The sequence below is a fragment of the Aurantibacter sp. genome (assembly GCF_039941195.1).
Taxonomy (GTDB): domain Bacteria; phylum Bacteroidota; class Bacteroidia; order Flavobacteriales; family Flavobacteriaceae; genus Aurantibacter_A.
Genome location: NZ_JBDVFA010000101.1, coordinates 1 through 3,088 on the forward strand (window position 1 = coordinate 1; position 3,088 = coordinate 3,088).

Consider the following 3,088-nt stretch of genomic DNA (forward strand, 5'->3'; position numbering starts at 1 on the left):
AGTAATCAGTAATCAGTAATCAGTAATCAGTAATCAGTAATCAGTAATCAGTAATCAGTAATCAGTAATCAGTAATCAGTAATCAGTAATCAGTAATCAGTAATCAGTAAATTTAAAATTGATTTGTATCTAATGCAAATCAATTTTAAATCTACTTACTTTTTGTTGCGCTTCATTTTATGCACTAAATAAGACTCTTCTAAAACTTCAATTAATATTGTGTCATCTATTGCCTCTAAAGATGTATACCGTAAAGACTTCATCATTTTTCTACCCGCTGTAGTCATATATTCTAAATTCTTGGTCAAATGTGTGGCGTTCCAAAACCCCACATCAATATAATCTTTAGATTGGTTTAAATAACAAAAGGGTTTTCCTTCTATATAAAAAAAGGGAATCCGGTACTTGTATTTTAAATCAACCTCTTTTATTGTCATTTCAATTATCAACTGCATATGCAATAGCATACTTCTAAAAGGTTCCGGTTGGTTTAAGATATATTCTTCAGCTGGATTCATGGTTATAAAATTACTATTAATTAATCTTAACAACGTAATTATCATTAAATTGAATGTGCCATTTAAATACATTTGAAAAAGTCAACTACTATGAAAAAGTCAATTCTTTTTTGCTTCGCTGTCATTTCTTTTTATTTCCTTTCCGCCCAAGAACATTCCCATGTAGGCGCGCAACCAATTCACTTTCCTGATATTGTGGGTTACAAAACTTTAAAAACGGATTTACATATGCATACTGTTTTTTCTGATGGAAATGTTTGGCCAACTATTCGGGTACAGGAAGCACTACGCGAAAATTTAGATGCCATTTCTCTTACCGAGCATTTAGAATACCAACCACATGCTGCTGATATTCCACACCCTGATCGTAATCGTGCTCATGAAATTGCCCTTGAAGAAGCCAAAGAACATGATTTATTAATTGTACAAGGATCAGAGATTACAAGATCAGAACCCGTTGGGCATAATAATGCTGTTTTTATTACGGATGCAAATAAGGTATTGAAAGATAAGCCTGAGCAATCTTTTAGTGAGGCGAAAAAACAAGGTGCATTTGTTTTTTGGAATCACCCGGCATGGCACAGGCAAAGTCCGACAGGGAATCCAATCTTAACTGATTTTCAAAAAAAAAGAATTAAGAATGACGAATTACATGGAATTGAGGTTATTAATACTACCGATTATTCTAAAGAATCATTAGCCATAGCTTTAGAACAAAACTTAACTATAATGGGTACCAGTGATATTCATGGACTTATTGATTGGGATTATACCGAAAAAGGAAATCACCGACCAATTACGTTAGTTTTCGCTAAAGAAAAAAGCTTAGCAGGTTTAAAGGAAGCACTTTTTGCTGGTCGAACTGTTGCTGTTTACAACTCTCTTCTGGTAGGTAAACCTGAATATTTAAATCCGTTAATAAAAGCAAGCATCAAAATAAATTCAGCTAGATACGAAAAAGATACACAGGTTCTAATTATCGAAATTGAAAACACTTCTAGTAGTGATTTACTTTTAGAAAATGCTATGCCATTTTCATTTTATAGTAAGTCTCCTATTTTTACCATTGCTGCTGGTAAAAAAGAAACTTTACAAGTAAAGACATTAACAGAGTTGAAAAAAATTACATTACAGCTTACCGCGTTAGGTGCATATACAGCCCCAGATTTACACCCCGTTATTGCGTGGGATATATCAGTTGAAAAGTAAATCTCAATTTTATTATGCATAATTCTTGTTTGAATGAACTTTTTTATTTTACTTTGCTTTTCAAAGTACTTTTAATATGGAATCAAATAAATATCTCGATGACATTTCTGAAATAAAGAATATGATGAGCCGTTCATCTAGGTTTATCTCTTTAAGCGGACTCTCAGGAGTTTTAGCTGGCGTTTACGCTTTAATAGGAGCTGCTTTTGCTTATTTCAGATTACAAGAATTTTCATTAATTGATAAAGTTGATTATGGTAGAAGATTAAATTCCGCTCCCATAGAAACAGGACTTATATTAGATTTAGTTATCATAGCTGTTTTTGTGCTTACTGCCGCAATAATCACAGGAGCAGTACTTTCAATTCGTAAAGCTAAAAAAAGTGGCGAAAATGTTTGGAACCCATCTAGTCGCCGTTTACTAGTAAACTTTTGTATTCCATTGTTCATTGGTGGTGTTTTTAGTTTAGTTTTAATTCAATACAATATATCATGGCTCGTAGCGCCAACTACCTTAATTTTTTATGGTCTAGCTTGCGTTAATGCCAGTAAATACACTTTAGGAGATGTCTTTTATATGGGTTTAGCTTTCATTATAATTGGTCTCATAAGTACGCAATTTATCGGATATGGATTGTATTTTTGGGCACTTGGTTTCGGCGTATTTCATATACTATATGGCGGTGTTATGTATTTCAAATATGATAGAAACTAAGCCGAATTAAAAAAATATGAGCATAATTAATAACATAAACAAAGCTTTTGACCACCGCATTCGATTGGGGATAATGAGTGTGCTTATGGTAAACGAATATGCCGATTTTAAGATGCTTAAAGAAATGCTTGGCGCCACCGATGGTAATTTAGCTAGCCACACCAAAGCCTTAGAAAAATCAGAATACATAAAAGTAGAAAAACAGTTTATTGGAAGAAAACCAAATACCAGATATTCAGCAACAAAATTAGGTAAGGCTGAGTTTAAAAAACACATTAATGCACTTGAAAAATTAATTGGTAAATAGGCTTTTTTTTATCTATTTACTTTGTATTTCAAAGTACTTTTAAATAATATAATGAGAGCGATAATATTGGAACTATTGTACAAGTGGAGCTTAGCTCCTTATCAAAATTTAAAAAGTAATACAGCTTGGGATGTAACTATTGCAGATTTACAAAAATTTCCTGATGAAAGTTTAGGACAACAATTAGGTGCTTTTTTAACTCGCAATAATTTTAACCTCCAAGATAAATTAGAAAGTCACGATGTTTTTCATGTGCTTACGAATACTGGTATCTCGGTACCAGAAGAAATTAGCATGCAATTTTATTTAATGGGTAATGGCAAACGAAGTGCATACCTA

At 32.5% G+C, this 3,088-nt stretch carries 4 protein-coding genes and 1 pseudogene; 4 read left to right on the forward strand and 1 reads right to left on the reverse strand.

Annotated elements, in window-relative coordinates; translation table 11 throughout:
* Positions 1–155: 155 nt before the first annotated feature.
* A complete protein-coding gene (locus tag ABJF52_RS17520) occupies positions 156–518 on the reverse strand; it encodes a DUF1801 domain-containing protein (protein WP_348153235.1) in 363 nt (120 codons plus the stop codon).
* 90 nt (positions 519–608) lie between these two features.
* Between ABJF52_RS17520 and ABJF52_RS17525 the strand changes: the two genes are divergently transcribed.
* From ABJF52_RS17525 to ABJF52_RS17540, 4 genes and pseudogenes are all read left to right on the forward strand, one after another.
* On the forward strand, positions 609–1,727 hold the full coding sequence (locus tag ABJF52_RS17525) for an Sb-PDE family phosphodiesterase (protein WP_348153237.1): 1,119 nt from the start codon (positions 609–611) through the stop codon (positions 1,725–1,727).
* A gap of 76 nt (positions 1,728–1,803) precedes the next feature.
* On the forward strand, positions 1,804–2,442 hold the full coding sequence (locus ABJF52_RS17530) for a hypothetical protein (protein ID WP_348153239.1): 639 nt from the start codon (positions 1,804–1,806) through the stop codon (positions 2,440–2,442).
* Between the two features lie 16 nt (positions 2,443–2,458).
* Complete coding sequence (locus ABJF52_RS17535; protein WP_348153241.1) at positions 2,459–2,749, forward strand: transcriptional regulator; 291 nt, start codon at positions 2,459–2,461, stop codon at positions 2,747–2,749.
* Positions 2,750–2,800: 51 nt separating this feature from the next.
* Positions 2,801–3,088, forward strand: a pseudogene (locus ABJF52_RS17540) (hypothetical protein); the annotation flags it as partial.